19 protein-coding genes are annotated in these 19,255 nt (G+C 62.9%); 3 read left to right on the forward strand and 16 right to left on the reverse strand.

The window, feature by feature from the left end:
* Positions 1-105: 105 nt before the first annotated feature.
* From AC630_RS09375 to AC630_RS09420, 9 genes are all read right to left on the reverse strand, one after another.
* Complete coding sequence (locus AC630_RS09375) at positions 106-1,404, reverse strand: c-type cytochrome (protein ID WP_074118197.1); 1,299 nt, start codon at positions 1,402-1,404, stop codon at positions 106-108.
* 550 nt (positions 1,405-1,954) lie between these two features.
* Positions 1,955-2,167 carry a hypothetical protein gene (locus AC630_RS09385; protein WP_074118200.1) on the reverse strand — a complete coding sequence of 71 codons (213 nt, stop codon included), beginning with the start codon at positions 2,165-2,167 and terminating at the stop codon, positions 1,955-1,957.
* Positions 2,168-2,436: 269 nt separating this feature from the next.
* Positions 2,437-2,913 (reverse strand): hypothetical protein, encoded by a 477-nt coding sequence (locus tag AC630_RS09390; RefSeq protein ID WP_074118202.1) that lies wholly within the window; start codon positions 2,911-2,913, stop codon positions 2,437-2,439.
* Positions 2,897-3,814: a DUF2950 domain-containing protein gene (locus tag AC630_RS09395; RefSeq protein WP_074118204.1), complete on the reverse strand. Its 918-nt coding sequence runs from the start codon at positions 3,812-3,814 to the stop codon at positions 2,897-2,899. The genes AC630_RS09390 and AC630_RS09395 overlap by 17 nt, the downstream gene beginning before the upstream one ends.
* A complete protein-coding gene (locus AC630_RS09400; RefSeq protein WP_074118287.1) occupies positions 3,811-5,511 on the reverse strand; it encodes a DUF3300 domain-containing protein in 1,701 nt (566 codons plus the stop codon). The genes AC630_RS09395 and AC630_RS09400 overlap by 4 nt, the downstream gene beginning before the upstream one ends.
* A 287-nt stretch (positions 5,512-5,798) precedes the next feature.
* Positions 5,799-7,700, reverse strand: coding sequence for a sensor histidine kinase (locus tag AC630_RS09405; RefSeq protein WP_074118206.1), 1,902 nt, complete (start codon positions 7,698-7,700; stop codon positions 5,799-5,801).
* 87 nt (positions 7,701-7,787) lie between these two features.
* Positions 7,788-8,150 (reverse strand): hypothetical protein, encoded by a 363-nt coding sequence (locus AC630_RS09410; RefSeq protein ID WP_245330320.1) that lies wholly within the window; start codon positions 8,148-8,150, stop codon positions 7,788-7,790.
* A 60-nt stretch (positions 8,151-8,210) separates the two neighbouring features.
* The gene (locus AC630_RS09415; protein WP_074118208.1) at positions 8,211-9,443 is read right to left on the reverse strand and encodes an HlyD family secretion protein; all 1,233 of its coding nucleotides are present in this window, start codon (positions 9,441-9,443) and stop codon (positions 8,211-8,213) included.
* A complete protein-coding gene (locus AC630_RS09420; RefSeq protein ID WP_245330321.1) occupies positions 9,436-9,891 on the reverse strand; it encodes a hypothetical protein in 456 nt (151 codons plus the stop codon). The genes AC630_RS09415 and AC630_RS09420 overlap by 8 nt, the downstream gene beginning before the upstream one ends.
* A gap of 155 nt (positions 9,892-10,046) precedes the next feature.
* Between AC630_RS09420 and AC630_RS09425 the strand changes: the two genes are divergently transcribed.
* Both AC630_RS09425 and ppk2 read left to right on the forward strand, forming a co-directional pair.
* Positions 10,047-10,502, forward strand: coding sequence for a hypothetical protein (locus AC630_RS09425; RefSeq protein WP_074118210.1), 456 nt, complete (start codon positions 10,047-10,049; stop codon positions 10,500-10,502).
* Between the two features lie 25 nt (positions 10,503-10,527).
* Complete coding sequence (gene ppk2 / locus AC630_RS09430) at positions 10,528-11,328, forward strand: polyphosphate kinase 2 (protein ID WP_074118213.1); 801 nt, start codon at positions 10,528-10,530, stop codon at positions 11,326-11,328.
* A gap of 44 nt (positions 11,329-11,372) precedes the next feature.
* Here the strand turns inward: ppk2 and AC630_RS09435 are convergent, their stop codons facing one another.
* From AC630_RS09435 to AC630_RS09455, 5 genes are all read right to left on the reverse strand, one after another.
* Positions 11,373-11,807 carry a hypothetical protein gene (locus AC630_RS09435; protein WP_074118215.1) on the reverse strand — a complete coding sequence of 145 codons (435 nt, stop codon included), beginning with the start codon at positions 11,805-11,807 and terminating at the stop codon, positions 11,373-11,375.
* Positions 11,808-11,838: 31 nt separating this feature from the next.
* Positions 11,839-12,243 (reverse strand): hypothetical protein, encoded by a 405-nt coding sequence (locus AC630_RS46195; RefSeq protein ID WP_208866988.1) that lies wholly within the window; start codon positions 12,241-12,243, stop codon positions 11,839-11,841.
* 19 nt (positions 12,244-12,262) lie between these two features.
* Complete coding sequence (locus tag AC630_RS09445; RefSeq protein ID WP_074118218.1) at positions 12,263-15,016, reverse strand: decarboxylase; 2,754 nt, start codon at positions 15,014-15,016, stop codon at positions 12,263-12,265.
* Positions 15,017-15,159: 143 nt separating this feature from the next.
* Positions 15,160-16,863, reverse strand: a complete 1,704-nt coding sequence (locus tag AC630_RS09450; RefSeq protein ID WP_074118220.1) for a SulP family inorganic anion transporter — start codon at positions 16,861-16,863, stop codon at positions 15,160-15,162.
* The gene (locus tag AC630_RS09455) at positions 16,860-17,150 is read right to left on the reverse strand and encodes a YoaK family protein (RefSeq protein ID WP_083636168.1); all 291 of its coding nucleotides are present in this window, start codon (positions 17,148-17,150) and stop codon (positions 16,860-16,862) included. Before AC630_RS09455 ends, AC630_RS09450 begins: the two co-directional genes overlap by 4 nt.
* A 130-nt stretch (positions 17,151-17,280) precedes the next feature.
* Here AC630_RS09455 and AC630_RS09460 point away from each other — a divergent pair, with 130 nt between their 5' ends.
* The gene (locus AC630_RS09460; protein ID WP_074118222.1) at positions 17,281-17,865 is read left to right on the forward strand and encodes an invasion associated locus B family protein; all 585 of its coding nucleotides are present in this window, start codon (positions 17,281-17,283) and stop codon (positions 17,863-17,865) included.
* 9 nt (positions 17,866-17,874) lie between these two features.
* Here the strand turns inward: AC630_RS09460 and AC630_RS09465 are convergent, their stop codons facing one another.
* Both AC630_RS09465 and AC630_RS09470 read right to left on the reverse strand, forming a co-directional pair.
* Entirely contained in the window at positions 17,875-18,339 is a 465-nt protein-coding gene (locus AC630_RS09465; protein ID WP_083636170.1) for a response regulator transcription factor, read from the reverse strand.
* A 96-nt stretch (positions 18,340-18,435) separates the two neighbouring features.
* Positions 18,436-19,059 (reverse strand): response regulator transcription factor, encoded by a 624-nt coding sequence (locus AC630_RS09470; protein ID WP_074118223.1) that lies wholly within the window; start codon positions 19,057-19,059, stop codon positions 18,436-18,438.
* Positions 19,060-19,255 lie beyond the last annotated feature (196 nt).

Here is a 19,255-nt window from a genome sequence, read left to right on the forward strand (position 1 = left end):
AATATGGACATCACATCTTCACTCAAGGACCATCCGAACTTGACGGATCTTCCGGTCGAGCAACGGCCGGGGTTTTAGATCCGCGCCGCCGATTGACGCAAAGAGTTATTTCGACGTCGCGCGTCCCAGAAAATCCGTGAGCGCCTTGCGATCCTCCGCCGATCCGATCCGCTGGTCCGGCATTTTTGTGCCGGGCGTGTAGGCGTTTGGACCGAGTTCGAACAATTTCGATACGGTTTCAGGCGTCCAGACGATGTTCATCCCTTTCAGGGCGTCGGAGAAGCGATAGCCAGGCAGGGACGCGATCCTGCGGCCGTACAAGCCAGCAAGCGTGGGGCCGGCGCGTTGCACGTCCTTCTCGGACAGGGTGTGACAGGCAACGCACGCCCTGAACACCTCGGCGCCGTGATCTCCTGCATAGGCGGCAAGCGGATCGCGCGGCGCGGCTTGCAACGATGAGCCCTTGGGCTCGCCAGTCAGCGCATTCCAGCGTCGGATTTTGCCGTCAGCGCCGCCCGTCAGCAATGCTGCGCTATCAGGCAAGAACGCGACCGCCCACACCGGCGAACCTGGATCGACCAGCGTTCGCGCGATGCTTCGCGCCTTTCGGTCGATGATCGCCACGCCACCGCCAATTCCTGCAGCAGCGACCGACGTGCCGTCTGGAGATATCCCCAGCGCGACGATCGGCGTCTGGCCGGCCTGAACCTCGCCGCTTTCCTGGCCCTCCGACGTCAGGAAGCGTAGTTTCCCGTCGGCACCACCCGTTACGATCTCGCCATCCGGAGCCACCGCCACGACGTTGAGGGGCGAGGCCAGTGTCGTGACACTTGGGGCGCCCCCCACCAACCGCCAGATCCTCAGCTCACAATCGTAACCCACGCTCACCAGCGATCGACCATCCAGTGTGAATGCGACGCCGTTGACGTTCTGCACATGCCCTTCCAGCACCTGCTGCGCGCCGTCGCCAAGCGACCAGACGCGAACCGTATGGTCCCAGGAGGCAGAGGCCAGTCTTGCACCATCCGGCGAGACAGCAAGCGAAACGATCGGCGCGGTATGGCCCTCGAAAACCCGATCCGGCTGCTGCCGGCCGACCGTCCAGATCGCTACCTTCGCATCCGCACCAGCGGTCACCATTTGCCCATCCTTCAGGAAGGCAACCGCGTTCACCGCATCAGAGTGAAATCGAAGGACCTGCTCAGCGGCTTCGGTCTTGAGCGACCACCGGATGGCGGCGGTATCGAAGCTACCCGACAGAACGCTGTTGCCATCCCTGGACACCACAATCGCCCGCACGGGTCCACCGTGACCTGTCAATTGCGCCTGCACGGGCGATGAATGGATCGCCAGCAAGGCGGCAACGATGTGGAGACTGGTGCTGAGACTCGGGACCCAATTCATCTGTGGTTTACAGTAGATCCGGCCGGTTACCGGCGCTCATGCGGGATATCTGCGTTCTTTCGGTCGCGTCAACGATTGAAGCCGCTGTTCGGTTTCCGTGCTGCGCACGCATGACAGAAAGCGCCCGCTACTCAATGCCGCAGTGGCTGCTCTCAGCTTGAACCGGATCTAGCCTGATCCTATCTCCGATTGAAGTGTCGAGGGCGACGTCATGCAAATACGACCTAAGACGTATCTGCATTTCATCTCGATGTGGCGATCACTTCGCGATGCGATACCGCCACACGATGAGGCCGCGCCCGCCAAAGCGTCACGATCCCTGATCTATACCTCGGTCGTGCTGGCGCTTCTCCTGACGATTCTGGAGATAGACGCTCATCGAAGCGAACTGCAATCGCTTGGTCTTATGGGGAGCGGCTATCCCATCCAAGCTGTTTTTCTGAGCCCATAGCCCTCGCCGCTCGACCAGGCTACCGATCGACCTCGAAGGCTCTTTGAGACACGGACTTTTTGCGCGCCCTGGCTGAAGGTCTGGTGCGCGACCCTGTGCTTAGCGCTTTGCTTCCCTCGGAAAGACCAATGACCGATCATCAAAGTCCTCGACCGGCAACCTGTCGGAGTTCCCCGGCATGTCTTGCAATGTCGCCGCGCTTGATGCTCCAGCGCGCCCAATTGTCGAGATCGATTCTGATCGCGGGATGCCGGTCACAGCAGCGAGCAGACCAGCGGCGGCAATCAAGAGAGCAATAGCCAGAGGCTTCATGTGAAATCTCCTGGGCGGCCGAAATACAGGAAGCTCGCTGCAATCTGATTACTGCGAAGCGCGACGTGGGCGTGTGAACCGCCTCACACCACGTGGGATTCTTCCGCTAGCGCTTTGTCAAGTTCCCGATTTGGAACAGCGAGGGACGATAAGGCTTGTAGCCGGCTCGAGGCATCGCGAAACAACACAGGATTCGCGCACCTAGGTAACGAGCACGATCAAACGCGACCAAAACGCGATGTGATCACCGGAGCCGGCCATTATCGACATCATCTGAAGGCAATCGCGATCTGGCTAATGTTGGCCGCAAGCTCCATTCCCGCCTTCGGACCCTGAAGCACGATGGTGACGCCCTTCTCGTTGCGGAGTTGAACGCCGTTGACGCCGCCGACTAGCGCAAAGCCTCCGCCAACCGAGCTGTAGGTGCCAGCGAAGTCACTGACCTCGCTTATGCCCGAGGCCCAGCCGTCGAGCCGGGCAACGGTAGCTCCCACCGTGATGCCGAAGCTTATGCCGGTGATCTTGAAGGGATAGTTCTTGCCGCGGTAGGTGAGCACGCCGCTGCCGCCGCCACCGCCGATCAGAAGGCCGGCCTTGACGATCTTGGCGTGGACATGGCCGGCGGCCTGCGCAAAGGATGGCGTGACTGGCGTCGCGAACGCCAGCGCCAGCGCCATTAAGAGGATCACGATCGGCCGGGACGCGCGCAGGTACGACGCCCCAGCCTGTTCACGGTTTTGCGGCATCAACCTTCTTCCAGGTCTGGTCGGGATCGAACAGCGTGGTGCGCTCGGCGATGAACTCCGTGCGCTGGCCGAGATCCTTCTGGTAGACGTCGCCGGCATGGTTGACCAGGAAGGTCATGACGCCGGAATTGCCGTACTCCGCGGGCCAGGCGATCAGGGCGAAGCCGCCGATCATCTTGCCCTTGACGACATAGTTGAGCGCGCCGCCGGGCGCATCCGGGCCCTGCCCTTTGAGGATATGGAAGTAGTAGCCGTGATAGGGCGTAGGCCCGACATCGCCTCCGCGATAGCCCTCCTTCGAGGCCTCGGCCGCCAGCGCACCGAGCGGGCTCGGATCGCTGTCGTCGCGCCAGAACAGGCCGTCCTTCTTGCCGGGCGACGAGACGATGCGTTGTGCATAGACGCCGGCGCCCTCGCCCCGGTCCTTGTCGGCATATTCGTTCTGCGCATCCACATAGGCGAGCGCGGTCTGGATCGCATCGAGCTCGTTGCGGCCGATGCGACGGCGGAGCACCTCGATCCGTCCCTCGGCCGTGTCGAACTCCCAGCCAGTCTTGGTGTTGACCAGCGGGATCGGGAACGGGAAATCGTCCGGTCCCAGCATCAGGGTCGCAGTCTTGTTGCCCTCCGCCTTGATGCCGTGCTTGACGTCATACATCGACGTGAATCGCTGGCGTATATCGTTGTCGGCGATCTCGTCGCCGGAGGAGACGATGTCCTCGGCGTCCCTGCCGAGCACCTTTAGGATGTCGCCCGGGCCGCTCTTGACCGCCGCGGCGAGCGCGGCCGCTGCATCCTCCGGTGTCTTGTAGGACACCTGTGCCTGTGACGCCGATCCCATGAGCGCCAGCGCCATCATCCCCGGCACGACCGCGCGGCGGAACAATTTCAAGCCGGTCATGGCGTCACCTCCGCAGGGATCTTCGCGCCGCCCGCGAGCCAGTCGCGGTAGGTGCGGAAAGTCAGTCCGAGCTTTTCATAGTAGACACGCAAGTAACCATCGCTGCCGCGGGTCACAGCGTCAGGCATCACCCGCTCGACCTCCTGCGCCATGACGCCGACATAGGCCTTGTCGCTGCCGATGTAGCTGAAGCGATAGTAGCCAAGGCCGTTGGCGAGATGGCCGAGCAGGACGATGTCATGCTTCAACGCGATATCGGAGCGCCGGCCACCGCCGCCGCCGCGGCCGCCTCCACCGCCTCCGCCACGGAAGCCGCCGCCACCACCGCCACGCATCGCCATTCCGCCACCGCCGCCGCGCCCGGCCATGCTCGGTCCGCCGCCGCGCGGCATGCTCGCCATGCTGGATCGTCCGCGCGCGGATGCTGCGGCCGCCGACCGGCCGGAGGAGACGTTCATTGCGCCGCCGCGATTGCCACCGCCACGGTTGGCATTGGCGGCACGATTGCCGCCGCTACCGGCGCGGTTCGCCGCCTTTGCGCGATCGCCGCCGCCCTTGGCACGGTCACCGCCACCCTTGGCACGATCTCCGGCGCCAGCCCGATCGCCGCCGCCGGGCCGATCGCCACGATTGCCCGCACGGTCGCCCGCGCGATCTCCGGCACCAGCACGGTCACCTGGGCCACGATTACCGGCGCGATCGCCCGCCCGGTCTCCCGCGCCTTGACCGGGACGCAGCACCTGGTTGCCGTCACGGCCGCGGAAGTCCATCCGGTCCGAAGCGCCGGCCTTGATATTGTTGTTGCCGAAACGCTGCTGAACGTTGACGTTATTATAGCGCACGCCCTGGCGATGCGCCGGATTGTGCTGCCAGCCTGTATTGATGTTGGCAGTACGATGATTGACGTAGACATTGCGGTTGCCCCAGTTGCAGCCGCCGCCCCAGTAGTTGCCCCAGCGTCCGATGGCCCAGGCGGTGCCGAAGGCGATACCAGCGGCAACCACGCCCGCGCCGATATAGGACGGATAGCCCCAATAATACGGCGGATACTCCGCATAGGGCCAGGAGCCGTAGACCGTCGCCGGATCGTAATAGGGCACGTACATCGCCGCGGGATCGGCCTGCTGAATGACAACGACCTGCTTGCCTTCCTCGGTCTGGACGCTGACCTTTTGCTGCTTGGTCGTGACCAGCTTCTTGTTGTCATAGGCCTTGTTGCGCAGGCGCTGGATCGCATCCATCACGTCAGGCTGCTGCGCAAGAAAGGCGTCGCCGAGCTTCTTGGTCCAATCAAGCTGGTCGCTCATCATGGTCAGAACATCAGCGGTGCTGGCGAGCGCCTTGACACTGTCATCCCAGCCTTGCTTGTCGACCTCCGCCTTCAGCGCATCGCCCTTCAGGGTCTTGCGCTCCTTCAGCCAGCGGTCGGCCTGCACCACTTCCAGCGGATAGGTCGAGGCGGCCAGCACGTTGGCAAGGAGCTCGTCGGGATAGAGCGCGATCGGCGCGACCAGCGCCTCGAGCTGCTCGGGCTTCAAAAGCTCGGCAGCCGGCGCCGGCGGGTTAGCCGGCTGCGCCTGCGTACTTGGTGTCACAGGCGCGCCAGGGGCCGCCGGCGTGGTGGCCTGCGCCATCGCTGCGGCGGGGATCGCCAGCAGCAGCGCAAGCGCCATCAGGGTCTTGCCGCAGCGAAACATCACAACCTCCCAAAGCTTTCCGTCCGCGACCATCGGGCCGGACCATGGGCGTTTGTTGATCGAGATCAACGAAACGCACTCGCCGCCTCTGCTGCAGCGCGCGGACGAGGTGTCGTTCGATCAGTTCAGCTTCCATCATCAGCCGGCCGGGAACGCAGCCGGTGCAATCAACCAGCGACATGAACTCGCGGCGTCTCATGGCTACCCACGCCCCCCAGTCATCACGCAACCGCGAAAAGGAAGAGTCTCGCCACGCGGAGATTCGATCAAAATCAAGACACCTGCTGTCAGCGGATGATCGGGAGCCGTATCGTGAACAGCGCGCCACCCGCGGGCTGGTACGACGCGGCAATCGTGCCGTGATGGGCCTCGATGATGGTTTTGGCGATCGCGAGCCCCATGCCCATTCCTTCGGGCTTGGTCGTGAAGAACGGATTGAAGACGTTTGCGAGATCGGAAGCGTCAATCCCGGGTCCAGTATCGGCGACCCTGATCTCGGCCTGATTGCCGGCGCGCATGGTCGAGACGCTGACCTCTCGTTTCCCGGTGTCCGCGTCGGAGATCGCATCCATCGCATTAATGATCAGGTTGAGAACGACCTGCTGAATCTGGACCGGATCGCCCCTGACGTGGAGATCGGCCAGAACCGGCATGTAGGTCAACGTAATCCGGCGTCCATCGGCGACGGCTGTCACCAGGCCGATCGCTTCGCGCACCGTGTCGTTGAGCTCGATGTCCTGGATTTCAAACGGCGTCTTCTTCAGGACGCTGCGCAGCCTTCGGATCACCTCGCTCGCGCGCTGATCGTCGCGCCTGATGTCGGCGAGAATCTGCCGGATCTCGTTGATGTCGGGCGAAGTGGCCTTCAGCATGAGCTCCGCCGTTTCGGCGTTGGTCAGGATGGACCCGAGCGGCTGGTTCAATTCGTGAGCGATCGACGTCGTCAGCTCGCCGACGGCCGAATAGCGGTTGACGTGAGCGAGTTCGGCCAGGCGCTGGCGCGACTCGATCTCGGCGATCTGGCGGCGGCGGCGCTCATGCAGCAGACCGCTGATCAGGCCCGCCTGCACCAGGATCACGGCCGCGATCAGCAGCATCTGCCAGCGATAGATTTCCCAGAGGGGCGGTTCGCGAAACACGACTTCGCTGCCCGGCGGCAAGCGGCTCTCGCTGATGCCCCAGCGCTGCAACTCGCGCCAATCATATTTCGGCGGCGCAAATCCGATCGGATCGTATTTGACGTTGGCCGGCTTCTCGCCGCCGAGGATGCGGATGGCGGCGCTGACGGTCTTGGCGCTGGTTTCGGCGACCGAATGCATGGGGCCGCCGACGGTGCTGCCGCCGAAGAACGGCTCCTGGTAAGAGAAGATCGGCGCGTTCGCGACCGCATGCAGACTGCGGAGCGCAATGTCGCCCTCGTGGACGACGCCGGAGGCATCGACCGACATGAGGCCCCAGAACAACATGGTGTGCGGCGGAAGCGTCGATGCGCGCTTCAATATCTCGTCGAATGAAAGGTCGGAGTACCAGGTGAGAGCGACCCGGCCTTCCAGCGGCTCGAGTTCCCGTTTCATCTCATCGATCCAGAATTTTTCATGGGGTGATGCGCCGATCACGACGGCGATCGCCTTGGTGTCCGGCAGGACCTGCAGAATGTTCTCGAAGGCTGCCAGGAAATCACTGCGGACCGCCACGACGACGTCGTTGTCAGTGAGGTCGAAGCGGCTCACCAGCCGCTGCTCGACCGCGGTCAGCACCATCGGCGTGTTGGGAAAGAGCTTGCCCCGATATCGTTGCGCGAACCGCGCGGCAGGCGCGCCGACGCTCAGCACGATGTCAGGCAGTCCACCCTGGTAAAGTGAAGCCAGATATTCGACGAAGGGCGCTTCCGGGCCCGGACCATTGGAGCGCGCAGAGATCAGCGTATGTTCCTGAATGTCGACCGGCCATGGCGATCGCCGTTCGAGCTCAACCTTGATGCTTCGCGCATACTCGCTCCAGGGCCGGAACTCGCTCCCGAAGGAATGCAGCATCAGCACCCGTTTGGGCTGGCTGCGTGCGGTCGCGGCCGGCTCGGCGGCACTCATTGATCTGGGCAGCGGGCAGGCAGCGAGCAACAAGCCAAGACAAAGCAGCACGGCCCTTGCCGGCCACAATTTGACTGACGCAATGGTCACGCGCCCGCTCATCTTCCTCCGGCAGCTTCGACGGCCGCTCTCGGGGCAATTCTAGCTGGAATTGCGCAGCTCCGACAGCCCGCTGAGTGGCAGCGTCCCTCAGCAACGCGTCATCACCCTGCCGTAGGCATCCACGACCTGCACGCAGGACGATTCGTAATGGGCGCCTGCCGCGCCCGCGGCGACGCCGGCTCCGACAACTGCCCGCCGCGTCGTCCGCCGGGCGACACCGGCATAGCTCATCGGCGTTAGCGGCCGGCCGATCACGGCCTGGGCTTCGGAGGCAAAGCCACCGCGAACGAGGCTTGTGCCGTTCCTGGACAGGCCGGCGCAGACGAAGATATCGTTACTTTGCCGGGCAGCAGTGGTAGCGGATTTCATATCTTCCATGCCAGGGACATCGCTGGCCCATGCACCGTCGAGGTCGAGCGCATTGGCGCGAACGGTCAATGACGTAAGCATTACTGCGCTGAGTGCGATCGCATTCAGTGAGCCGATCGCGTCAACCCCTCCCTCTCGCGCTCAATGTCCGCTCAACACAAGTGTCTTGATCGGCAGCAGCAACGCCTGAATGCGCAGCAGCAGCGCATGCACGAGGCCGACACCGTCGACGACGTGAAGCGCAATCGCACGGCCGGTGCTGGTGTCTGCGGCAGAAATTTCCTCGTGATTGCTGGTATACGCGTTCACGATGCAGCTGCTTCCCGGCGTAACGCCCTCGAGCCCGTTCTTGTAGAGCGGTTCGAGAAACACGAGGATGGTGCCGGGCCTTGCAGCGTTCTGTGCTTCGACCAGTTGCTGTCCGGCCTGGAACTGTCCGGCGGCGATGTAGTCCTGCACCGTGGTGATGATCATCGGAATGATCACCCACGGACGTGAGTTACAAGCCGCTTCGGCCACCATGCCTTTCTTCAGCACGCCGGCCTCGATCTGGCCGAAGCCAGCCTGGAGCGCGGTTCGGCCCGCCCCTTCCGGAATAAGCACGCCAGCAGGTCGCATCAACTGGTTGACGACATCTCCGACGCGAATCAGGAACTGCTCGACGCGACCGTCGACACCAGCCCGCACGATGGTCTTGTCGAGGTCGACCTGGGCTTGATCGAGGGCGGCCTGGGCGCTCGCCTTCTGGGCCGGCAGCAGCGTCGAGACCTGCAAGGCCGCCGTTTCCTTTGCCGCGGTGGCGGCATCGATCCCCGCCTGGCGCTGGTCGACCAGCACACGGAGCTTATCGATGTCACGTTGCGGCACGATGCCGGGGTTGCGGCTCTGGAGCTCACTCTTGACGTCGAGCTCGTCCTTGGCCTGCTGGTAATTGGCCTTGGCTTCCTGGATCTGAGCTTCCGCCTTGACCACGTCGGACTGCGCGCTCGTCATCGCGGCATCAACTTCGGCGACCTTGCGCTTCGCGGTCTCAAAGGCGGCTTGCTGCTTGGAGCTGTCCAGCGTGAACAGCACATCGCCCTTCCTCACCGGCTGGCTGAACCCGACCTTCACCTCCGCGACCCGCCCCGACCCTTCCGGCAGGATCGGCACGGTCCGGAAATAGAGCGTCGCAGAGTCCGTCGACGGATGGAAATAGAAGATCATCGTGATCAGCGAAACCGTGAGCATCAGGCATCCGGTGATGCCCCATCTCAGTTCGTACCACACCGAGAAGAACGTAATCTCCTTGCCGATCCGCTTGCCCTGGACGTAGCGACGGTAGAGGTAGTCGGGGACGATGGTGAGGAGCGAGCAGAACATCAGCTCAAACATGGCTGCGCTCCTTCTCCTTGGCGGAACCTGGTTTTTCCCCGGGCGGTGGTTCGGTCTCGCTGGCAACCTGGGCTGCACCGTTCGTGCCGTCGGCTCCGCCCGGCGCCGCGCCGGCAATTCTCTCGACGGAATCCGCAATGCTGCGGAGCGGAGTTCCGAAGTCCGGTATGTCAATCAGCGCAAGCAAGAGGCCCGCGACCCAGAAGATATGCATGTGCGTAAAGAGCGAGATCAGGCCGAGCACGGCGACGAACTCGAATTGAAGCTTTTGCGACTTGTGCGCCATCCGCTCCGGAAGACTGTGCAGTTTCCAATAGAGGGTACCGACCCATAGTACGGTCCCGACCAGGAAAATGCCCATGACGACCATGAGCGTATCTGTTCCACTTCCCGGCGCGAGATAGAAAGGCAGGTGATGCGGGGCCAATGGATGAAGCTGCTCGTTCAACGTTCACTCTCCAGAAGGACTAAACTCGACGCGGATCGGCAAACAAAGGCGCTCCCCAATACGGACCTGCTTGATTTGGATCAAAGGTGGGCCCGGGGCTGCTCCTAGCCTTTCACGGATGCGGAGCCGGAACAAGCGAGCAGGAGACGCAAGTCATGTCCAGCAACATCGACGATCTCATCCCAAACGCCGCGAAGATTCGCAAGGAAGCCGCCCTCAAGGAGGCCGAGAAAGCCGACGAATACGTCCGCCTCGCCGCCGCCGCCGAGGCCGAGAAGCACGCGCTGATTGAGCGCCTGAGCAAGCCTTCCGGCAAAAGCGAGGAGGAGAAGATCAAGCTCGCCTCCACCATCATCCAGCGTGCGGTGCGAAACGGCCTGACCGAGGTGCTGGTCTATCGCTTCCCCAACTCGCTCTGCACGGACAAGGGACGCGCCATCAATCAGATGGAAAAGGGCTGGGAAAACACGCTGACCGGGATCCCCAGGGAGATCTTCCAGCTCTGGACCGACTATCTGAAACCGCGAGGTTATCGCATCGCCTACCAGGTCATCGATTTCCCGGGCGGCGTGCCTGGCGATATCGGCGTGACCATTTCCTGGGACGAGTGACGAACGCAGCAGCGAAGGGGCAGGCATGGCCAAGGACGAACCCGCGGAGCGGATGAAGCGGAAGGACTACGAGAAAGAACTTCAAAAGCTCCAGGTCGAGCTATGCCACCTTCAGGAATGGGTGAGGGCAGAGAAGCTGAAGGTGATCATCATCTTCGAAGGCCGCGACGCCGCCGGCAAGGGGGGCACGATCAAGGCCCTGACTGAAAAAGTGAGCCCGCGGGTATTCCGGGTCTGCGCCCTGCCCGCGCCCTCCGACCGGCAGAAATCCCAGCTATTCATGCAACGCTATATCGAACAATTCCCCGCCGGCGGAGAAATCGTGATCTTCGACCGCAGTTGGTACAACCGCGCCGGCGTTGAATATGTCATGGGATTCTGCTCTCCCGCCGAGCACAAGCGTTTCCTGCAATTGTGTCCGTTGGTGGAAGAATTTGCCGTGGACGCAGGCATCATCCTGATCAAGCTGTGGCTGGAGGTCGGGATGGAGGAGCAGGAGCTCCGCTTCAAGGCACGTATCGAGGACCCGCTGCGGCAATGGAAGCTGAGTCCGATGGACACCGAGTCGTTCGGGCGCTGGTACGATTACTCGCGGGCGCGCGACATGATGTTCGAGGCGACCGACACGAAACATGCGCCGTGGCGACTGATCCGCTCCGACGACAAGCGGCGAGCGCGGCTCAACGCCATCTCGCACATCCTGCGGACGATCCCTTACAAGAAGATCGCGCGGAAAACGGTCAAGCTGCCGAAACGATCCCGCAAGGGACGCTACAACGACCAAGCGAGCCTGCGCGCGATGAACTTCGTCGAGGAACGATACTGAAGCAAGTCAGGCCACGCGCCGAGCGCGGCCTGATGTGCTTGCGTTCACTTCAACCGGATGGTGACGCCACCGACCGCAGCCGATACTTCCGCGCCGACCTTCGGTCCGCTGAGCTGGAGGATCACGCCATTGCTGTTCTGCAGCTGCACGGCGCCGGCGCCCGCGGCAACCGCACCGCCTGCGCCGCCCGCCGCATAAGAGCCTTCGATCGACTGCGGCCCTCTCAGATTGATAGCGCGACCGACCAGCTTGGTCGTCGAAGCTCCCACCGTGAACCCGACGCTCATGCCCGAGACGGTGAAGGGATATCTTTTGCCGTGGTAGACGAGAACGCCCTCCCCGCCGCCGACGCCGACAATGAAGCCGCCCTTGGTGAAGACGACGGCGACCTGGCCGGTATCGGCATGCGATGGCGTGGCGAAGCCGGTAAATGCCGCGAGCGTGGCAACCAGGACGGCACCGGTGGCAAATTTCCTCATGACGTTCTTTCCCCTTTCGTTATGGCGCCTGCTATTGCGCCAGCAGCATTGCGAAGTTGCCGAAGATGGTAAGCAGGATGCCCAAGACGGCGTAGCCGACCGGGAATCCGATCCAGGGCACGGAGCTCCGGATTTCGACTGCGGCCTCACGGCAAGGGCCGGAATGCGACCGCGCACCGGCAACGCCGCCCATCAGCACCGCCGGGTTGATCTTGAAGACGTGGAAGCCGATCGCCCAGACGATGAATGGCGGGATCGTGCGAGCTTCACGCCATAGGTCGATGACCATACCGACAGGCTCGCGCCGACCACGATGGCACCGGCGACCATGCCGAGGCGGTAACCCTTGATACTGCCCCGTCCGATCCAGACCGCCAGGCCGACGACGAAGAACAGCAGCAGGATACGGCTGCAGGAAGGTGAAAAACGCCTTCATGTTCGCCCCCCTTGGCGACTTATGACGCGGCCTTGAGCTTCGGCTGCGCGCCGGGCTTGGCCCGCCCGAGCTTCGCCAAGGCTTCCGTGCGCACGAGCTTCAACCCCTCCTTGGCATCGTAGCCATGGATTTCCTTCACGTCGAGCTTGCGCATGAAGTCGATGGTCTCCTGCGTGATGACCTGGCCGGGCACCATGATCGGGAAGCCCGGCGGATACGGGATCACGAAATTGGCGGAGACGAGCTCGGGACCCGCCTTCAGCCGGCGGTCAATCTCGGGATCGTTGAGGCGGATGTGTTCGCAGCCTGCCACGTCGTAGGCGGCATAGAAGCCGGCGCGGATGTCGCCTTCGTTGGTCTTCTTGCCCGCATCGCCACGGAAGCTCGGGTGGAAATGCGAGAAGTTCGGCAAGTCGGGCACGTCCTTCATCAGGCTCGTCACCCGCGACTCGAACGTCTTCTTCGCGTTGGCGCCCCCCTGAGCCAGACCACGATCGACCTCGCCTGCAATCTCTGCCAACACGCGGACCAGATGCGCGACGTCACTGCGGGTGTTGTTGATGTTGGACTGGATCAGCACCGAGTTGCGCGAGGTCTTGTTGACCTGGATGTCGTACTCATTGGCCAGAATGCCCTTGAACTGGGTGCCGTCATAACCGGCCATGCCGCACACCAGCGTCATGCGGGTCGGGTCGAGGCAAAACTCGTCCTCGTCGAGGCTCTTGAGCGTATTCACCCAGTTGACGCCGGCCGAGAGATAGTCGGTGAAGCCGCTTTGGCGATATTGCGCGGGCACCATGACATCGGCGCCAAGAATGCGGAAGTATCTCGAGATCAGCGGATTGTTGTTGACCGCATGGCGGATGGCGAGCGCGATCTCCATCGCGTTGGCGACGAGACCGTAACCTTCCAGCTCCATCTGCCGCCGCGAGATATCGAGGCTGGCGATGATCTGCTGGTTCGGGCTGGTGGAAGCGTGCGTGAACACGGCCTCCTTGAACTGCTGCTCGACCGTGTGGAATTCGACGTCCTTCACCGAGAGCATGGAGCCCTGCCGGAGTGCCGACATCGACTTGTGAGTCGAGTTCGTTTGGTAGACGCGCAGGCGGATCTGCCGCGGGTCGGGAACGAGCCGGGTCTTGAGCAGAACCTCGTCCGACGGATTCTTGCCGAGCTCGGCTTGCTGCTTCTCATAGGCCGCGACCGACTTGGGATCGTGCATCCACGCCTCGATCTCGTTGGCGGCGCCCATCGCGGTGCGCCGGCGGAGGAACGGCGAAAAGCGCGCGAAGCCGAACCAGGCCTCGTCCCACAGGAAGATCAGGTCCGACTTGATTGCGAGACATTCCTCCATGACCCGGCGGGTGTTGTAGATGTGGCCGTCGAAGGTGCAGTTGGTGAGGTCCAGCATCTTGACGCGGTCGAGCCGGCCGTCGGCCTTGGCGCTCAGGAGCGCCTGCTTGATCGTCTTCAGCGGCACCGCGCCGTACATCGAATATTCCGTCAACGGAAAGGCTTCGACATAGAGCGGCTGGGCACCGGCCAGCACCATGCCGTAATGGTGCGACTTGTGGCAGTTGCGGTCGACGATTGCGATGTCGCCCGGCGCCAGCAGCGCTTGCACCGCCATCTTGTTCGAGGTCGAGGTGCCGTTGGTGACGAAGAAGACGCGGTCGGCGCCCAGCGCCCTCGCCGCCTTGTCCTGCGCCTTTTTGATGTTGCCGGTCGGCTCCAAGAGGCTGTCGAGGCCGCCGGTGGTCGCGCTGCTCTCGGCCAGGAACAGGTTCGGGCCGTAGAATTCGCCCATGTCGCGGATCCAGTCGGACTTGAAGATGGATTTGCCGCGGGCGATCGGCAGCGCATGGAACGTCCCGATCGGACGCTGCGCGTATTTCTTGAGATTGTCGAAGAACGGAGTGTCGTACCGATCCTGAATGCCCTCGAGGATCGACAGGTGCAGTTCCAATAGCTCCTCGACCGAATAGAAAATGCGGCGGACGACATTGGCCTCGGGATTGCCGGCCAACTCCTCGACGTCGCGGTTCGATATCATGTAGAGATCGAGCTCGGGACGGACCCGCTCGATGATCTGCGCAAGCCGCAGCGCGGACGCGTCGGATTCGTCGTTGAGGCCGGCCGCCGCCGTGATCGAGCGCAGCACCGGTGCATTATGGCGCGAACGCAGGCCAAATCCCTCGTTGATGACGACCGCCGCAATGTTCGGATTGAGCATCGTGGCGCAGAAGGCATCTTCGAGGCTGCCGACGATGACAGGCTCATAGATGAAGGCATCCACCGGACGCCGCAGCTTCCGCCATTCGGCGGCGAGCGCCGGCCATTGGCTGGGTGCCACGCCGGTGACGATCAGGGTCTCGAAATAGGGCCGCCGCGCCGTATGCGCGCCGAAGGTCGGCGGCACCAGTTCGGGCACATCGCCATTGCCGTCATCCTTCGCGCTCCAGTCGCCGGCATGCTGGCGGAAAGATCGCGTGGCCAGGGCTTGGGTGATCCGGTTCGCAAGCGCAAGTGAGATCGCCCCGTCGTCCGCGGCCGCAGCTTCCCGCAGCGCCGCCATCAGTTGCAGACCGGGATAACCGTGAAACTCCTCCGTGACCGAGAGATCGGCGAGCGCCGCGTCGTAGACCGCGCGGTTGCCTGTCCGCGCCCAGGACTTTGCGGCCTCCACCAGATCGCGCCAGTCGTCCGCCCGTCCTCCGGGACCGGAGAAAAACTGGTCGATACGCTTCTGCGCGGGCTTGGTGTCCTTGGACATGCGTCTCTCCCGATCCTCTGGGAAACAGGTGATGCGGGATCGTGAGTGCGGCGCTGAACCCTCCATTGATCCAAGTCAACGGTCGCGCGCATTCTGACGAACCGGTTGGCCGCTGCGAGACCTTCGCGTTGCAACGGGCGAGATCACGCCGTTCGCTGAGCCGGATCGGCCTGATCGTGACCGAGAACGCTGTCGAGCGACCGCAGCCATTGGCCGCTATCGGTCTTCTCCGCAAGCCCCTCGGCGCGCAAGAGGTCGCGGAGCTGCGCATGCGCGCCGACGATGCAGAAGGTGACTTCGCGGGAGGCGAGCTCGTCGTGGAGATCATGCAGCATGCGCGCGCCGGCGAGATCGATATAGGGCGACGCCGAGAGGTCGCAGGCCACCAGGCGGATACCCGGCGACCTCCGGAGCGCGATCAGGACGGTTTCCAGGATCGTTTCGGCATTGATGTAGAGCAGCGAGGCTTCCGGGCGAAAGGCGATGATTCCGACCAGCGGCTCGACATCGTCATGCCGCGCACTGTCCGAATAGCGGCCGCTGCCGGGCAAACGGCCGAGAAACGCGACGTTCGGCTGCGAGGCCCGCGCCAGCAGCAGGAAGATCGACGCGATCGACGCCAGCAGGACTCCCTGGAGAATGCCGAGCAGCAGCACGGAGACCAGGGCAATCGCCGCCGCGTAGAAATCGATCCGGCTGACCTGCCACATCCGTAGCAGCGAGCGGACATCGACCAGCTTGTAGACGGCGGCAAAGACAATGGCCGCGAGCACCGCCTTGGGCAGATTGGTGAGCAGCCCCGTGAAGAACAGAAGGCACAGCCCGAGTGCCACAGAGCAGATCACTAGAGACAGCGGCGTGCGCGCACCAGCGCTGTCATTGACGGCCGATTGTGACAGGCCGCCGGCGACGGGATAGCCATGGCCAAGGGCTGCTGCGAGGTTCGCCGCGCCCAGCCCCAGGAATTCCTGCCGGACGTCGAGCGCATAGCCGTGCTTCGCGGCGAAGCTACGGGCTGCCGAAACACCTTCTATATAGGCCAGCAGAACACAACCGGCGGCGAGCGGAAAGAGGTCGTCGAATTCCAGCAGCCCAAATGTCGGCATCCCCAGCGCCGGCAAGCCCTCCGGTATCTTCCCGGTAACGGGAACACCGAGCGCCGGAAAGCCGAGCACCGTCGCCACCACTATTGCCAGCGCCACGATGGTGATGCCGACCGGTTTACCCGGTAAAAGCCGCTCGCCAAGCAAGAGCAACAACAGCGCGACTGCGCCGATGGCCAGCACGAGCGTGTCGATGTGGCCGAGTTGCCCTGTCAGCTTGATGGCACGATCGAAGAAATTGTGGCCGCCGCCGGCAACGCCGAGCAGGCTCGGCAATTGGCTCATGATGATGGTGAGGCCGGCGCCGGCCTTGAAGCCGACCAGGATGCTGTCGCTGACGAGACGGACAAGCACGCTTAGCTTGAACAGCCAGGCGATGAAGCAGAGCACCGCCACAGCGAAGGCCGCAAGGCTTGCGATCTGCGCATAACGCACCGCGTCGCCGCCGGCGAGCGCCCCTACGGTCGCGGCAATCATCAGGGAGATCGCCGAGGTCGGGCCGATCGCAAGCTGCCGCGACGCTCCGAGCAAGGCATAGCCGATGCCGCCGAGCATGTAGCCGTAGACGCCGACCTGCGGCGGCAGACCGGCGAGCGCGGCATAGGCGAGCGAGACCGGGATGGCGTAGGCGGCGAGAGTGACGCCGGCGACGGCGTCAGAGGGAAGCCACTCGCGCCGATAGGCTGCAAGCCAGCCGGCCGGCGGGAAGAAACGTGACCAAGCCGGGCTGGAGGGCGAGTTCATTGGACCACCTCGCGGTGCGGCGAGGTGGCACGCCACAGCCATGCGGTCACCACGATGCCAAGTGCAAAGGCGACAAGCGGCAGCACGAAATGAAACGCCTGGGCGCAGTCGCCAGAGGTCGCATAGACCCAGAGCAGGATCAGGTTGGCGGTCTGGGCATTCGTCATTCCGCCGTGGATGATCAAGGTATAGGCGTCGATATAGCCGCCGGCGAAGGCGAGCAGCAGAACGATCTCGACCGTTTCATCGCGACGGATCAAACCGGCCGCGACGTCCAGAGTACTCATGTCGCCAATACGGGCTGTTGCAAACTCTTCATCATGTCATAGGCGTCGCCTTGTCCCCGCTGAGGCTTGATCTGGATCAAGCAATCTCCCCAGGCTGTCAATCAAATCGCCACGCTTCGGAGACGCCACCATGCCTCGACCCCTCAGTTCTCTCTCTGGTCTGCTGATCGGCGCAATCATCGTGACCGCGACATATCCCGGCTTCGCCGCACCAAAGGCCGCGCAGTCCGACAAGCCGGCGAAAGTCGCGACGCGTGGTCAGCGCGAGGCCCAGGACGTCACCTATGGCGATTGGCAAAAGCTCTGCTTCAAGGCCGCCGCTGCGCCGATGCTGTGCCGAACGTCGATTACCGGCAAATTCCCGACCGGCCAGACAGCCATCCGCGTGGACCTCATCGAACGGGAGGGCACCACGACGGCAAGGCTTCAACTCTTCCTGCCGGTCGGCATGTACCTGCAACAGCCAGCCAAGTTGGCCGTCGATCAGGGCAGCCCCGTCCGCATCCCCTATAGCTGGTGCCTGGCCAATGCCTGCATCGCGGCCGACGTCGCGCCCGCGGCGATCGTGAAGGAGATGGATTCGGGAAAGACGCTGGCGCTCGAGCTCGTCGATTCAAATCTTCTGGCGCTGACGACATCGGTGCCGCTGGCGCAGTTCGCATCGGTTCACAAGGGCGCTCCGGCCAAGACCCTAGAGCAATACGTTGACGAATGAGCCGTGGCCCTACCCGGCGGACGCGCTCGTGACCGACTCGATGAGGGACTGAGCCGAGAACGGCTTCGTCAGGTAAGCAACGCAGCCTGATGCGATCGCGGCGGCGCGGTTCGCCGCACTATCGTTGCCCGTGATGTAGATCACCGGCACGGTGACACCCTCCTCCGCCAGCTTCCGGCGCAAATCGATGCCGGATTCTCCGTCGAGATTGATGTCGAGGACGATACAGCTCGCCTTGTCGAATCCGCCGTGATCGAGCAAGGCGCTCGCAGAATCGAACAGCGTTACGACGAAACCGTGCTCGCGGAGTAATCTATACATGCTCGTCCGGATGGACGGATCGTCATCGACGACGAAGACGGACGGGCGCGTCGGCAAGGTGAAGGCCTTTCGGGACGGGACCAACTGCGACAGTGCAGTAGCCGTATTTGGTACGCGCGATTTGCCCTCCTTGTGTAAGGCAAAACGCCACATCCTCAGCACATGCATGGCAGCACCGCACCAACGAGTTGCATATTGTTCCTTGGGACAGTCACACAGCGGGAACCGCGCCGTGTGATGGCTGAGCAATTAATGGCCGTTCGTATCGAGCATTCCGAGGCGCTCCGCGATCGAAACGAGTTCGGCAAGCGAATGGACCTGCATCTTTTCTATGACCTGGTGGCGGTGCGCCTTCACGGTGCGCTCGGTCGTTCCAAGTTCATGCGCAATCTGTTTGTTGATCTTGCCGCGCACGATGAGGTCGAACACCTGCCGCTCACGGTGCGTCAGCGTGGCAAGGTGGGTGCGAAACGTCTCGAGCCTGCCGCGTTGCGCGCGCGTGGCGTTCTGGTGCACCATCGCACGCTCAATCGCGTCGAGCAGAAGCTCCGAGGATACCGGCTTGGTCAGGAAATCTTCCGCACCGGCCTTGATCGCCCGAACCGTGGTCGGCGTATCGGCGTGCCCGGTAAGAAATATGATCGGGAGCGTCGAGCCCTGCTCGATCAGTCGGCTCTGCAAATCCGGACCGCTCAGACCCGGAATCCGGACGTCGAGCAATATGCATCCTGGCTGATCGTCATCCGGCGAGGCATCCAGCAGGTCGTGCGCCGAGGCATAGGTCGCGACCTGGTAGCCGGCGAGTTTCAACCGGCGCTCAATCGCCGTCCGGAAAGACATATCGTCGTCGACCACGTGAATCAGTCCGCGCACTCTTCACCCCTTGTCAGAGTTATCGCGAAGACATGAAGTTCCCCAATCTCGGGGCATGTCGTCAAGTCGTTCAAAGATTAAAAACACCCGGCTTCCCATCGGGATGAAATTCCAACAACCGCACTCCCTTTCTCATCCTGCGCAACAAGCGCCCCCGGTGTCCCTTGGTACAATGGACCTTGGGACAATGGATTGA

The organism is Bradyrhizobium sp. AS23.2 (assembly GCF_001908185.1).
In the GTDB taxonomy this organism is placed as follows: Bacteria; Pseudomonadota; Alphaproteobacteria; order Rhizobiales; family Xanthobacteraceae; genus Bradyrhizobium.